Source organism: Mangrovibacter sp. MFB070 (assembly GCF_000705335.1).
Taxonomy (GTDB): domain Bacteria; phylum Pseudomonadota; class Gammaproteobacteria; order Enterobacterales; family Enterobacteriaceae; genus Mangrovibacter; species Mangrovibacter plantisponsor.
In genome coordinates this window covers 1-1,762 of record NZ_JJMI01000031.1, presented here as the reverse complement: position 1 = coordinate 1,762, position 1,762 = coordinate 1, and the positions used below count along the sequence as shown (strand labels likewise).

The window sequence follows — 1,762 nt, the reverse complement described above, 5'->3', positions numbered from 1 at the left end:
AACCGCAGAAAGGAAGACAAGGTTATTCCGCCCGGACGGCGGAATAAGGCGAACCGAGGCATGGATGCCGAGTCGAGCCGGCCGCAGGCTGACTGCCCGGAGGTGAACGCAGTGCGCAGCACCGGTCGCCCGCGAAAAACCGGATTGTTAAGGGGCGGGCCCCTTAACACGTTCACAGGCTGTGAAGTCACATTAACCACATCACGGCAGGTGAACGGAACCCTCTACACTGACACCACAGCATGTGAACGGAACTTTCACCACACTGACACAGTGAAAAGTGAACGGAAAAACCACACAAAGTCAGCGCACAGGCATCAGGTTCACAACAACCAATCAAAGATGAAAAGCAACCCGCTTACCTGTCGGCAGCGTCACATCCAGACTTAACTCTCCCCCTAACGCCTGCACATAGCGCTTCAGTGTAGAAAGCCGCGGATCATTGCCAGCCTGTTCTATTCGTGCAACCGAAGGCTGTTTTACCCCCATAGCCGCAGCCAGCTCTGTCTGTGAAATATTCAATTCGTCACGCAACATGCTAAGCGCAATCTGGATACTGGCCGCCTCAACCCGCTCAGCTACACGCGCCTGCATTTCAGGGCTTTCTTTAGCCAGGAGTTCTCTGTAAGTCGCCATAATTATTTCTCCAGTGTTATAAGATGTTTGCGGTATTCCGAATCAGCCAGCCTGATCATGTCCTTATAGAAACGTTGCTCGTTTAACCCTGTTTTATCACCAGCACACAAGACGATTGCCTGCCGGGTGGGATCAAAAGCAAAAAACGCTCTGACAGGATTACCGGCATGCTGTATACGCAGTTCTTTCATGTTTGCAAAAGAAGAACCTTTTAATGTATCAACATACGGCCTGCCCAATTTAGGACCGAATTTCTCCAACACCCCCATAGCGACATAAACCGACTCTCTGAGAGCATCTTCCTGCCCCAAAAACCACTCATCAAAACACTCCGTTGTTATGATTTCCCACATAGTAAGCCTATAGTGAATTCGCTATAATTGAGATTATAATGAATTCACTATAATCTCAATAAAACAGCCGTCACAAATCTGCCACCCTACCAATAAGCCAGCAGCAAAAAAACACACAAAGACATACCAGGTACAAATCCCCCAGCCACTCAGTACAACACAAAAAGCCCCGCTACCTGCAGCGAGAGTTGTGTCGCGTAAGACCGGTGAACCGGAGAAAGGAAGACAAGGTTATTCCGCCCGGATGGCGGAATAAGGCGAACCGAGGCAGGGATGCCGAGTCGAGCCGGCCGCAGGCTGACTGCCCGGAGGTGAACGCAGTGCGCAGCACCGGTCGCCCGCGAAAACGGGGATTGCAAAGGGGGCGAGCCCCCTTCGCCCGTTCACTGGCTGTGAAGCCACATTAACCACATCACTTCAGGTGAACGGAAACAACCACACCACTGCAAGTGAACACAACAGTCACCACTGTAACAATAATCTGCCAGCACAGAGCCAGTTGCGCGCCGTGTCCATCACACTGCTTTCACTCACTCGCTGCGCCCGGCGCCCGCAGGGGGCACTGGCCCCCTGCACCCCCTTTTGTGGCCGGCAAAATCGCCGCTGCGCGGACATTCGGCTTACCCCGGCGGCCTGTTCGGGTACCGCTCCGAGTCGGCTTCCTGCCTCCCGTCGCTCTGCCTGCGTCCTGCAGGCAGCCCCGGCCCGCCAGGCACGCCTCAACGATTTAGAGGCCACACCCCACACCCGTCTGTAATATCTCAGCAAAAATC

At 53.7% G+C, this 1,762-nt stretch carries 2 protein-coding genes; both read right to left on the bottom strand.

Going from position 1 to position 1,762, the window contains the following annotated elements; translation table 11 throughout:
- Positions 1–336 precede the first annotated feature (336 nt).
- Positions 337–636: a helix-turn-helix domain-containing protein gene (locus DT73_RS15910; protein WP_036111410.1), complete on the bottom strand. Its 300-nt coding sequence runs from the start codon at positions 634–636 to the stop codon at positions 337–339.
- A gap of 2 nt (positions 637–638) precedes the next feature.
- Positions 639–989, bottom strand: coding sequence for a type II toxin-antitoxin system RelE/ParE family toxin (locus DT73_RS15905; protein WP_036111407.1), 351 nt, complete (start codon positions 987–989; stop codon positions 639–641).
- Positions 990–1,762 lie beyond the last annotated feature (773 nt).

Coding starts and splice junctions, on each gene's coding strand:
- DT73_RS15905 (WP_036111407.1), bottom strand. CDS start 989: ATGTGGGAAATCATAACAACGGAGTGTTTTGATGAGTGGTTTTTGGGG.
- DT73_RS15910 (WP_036111410.1), bottom strand. CDS start 636: ATGGCGACTTACAGAGAACTCCTGGCTAAAGAAAGCCCTGAAATGCAG.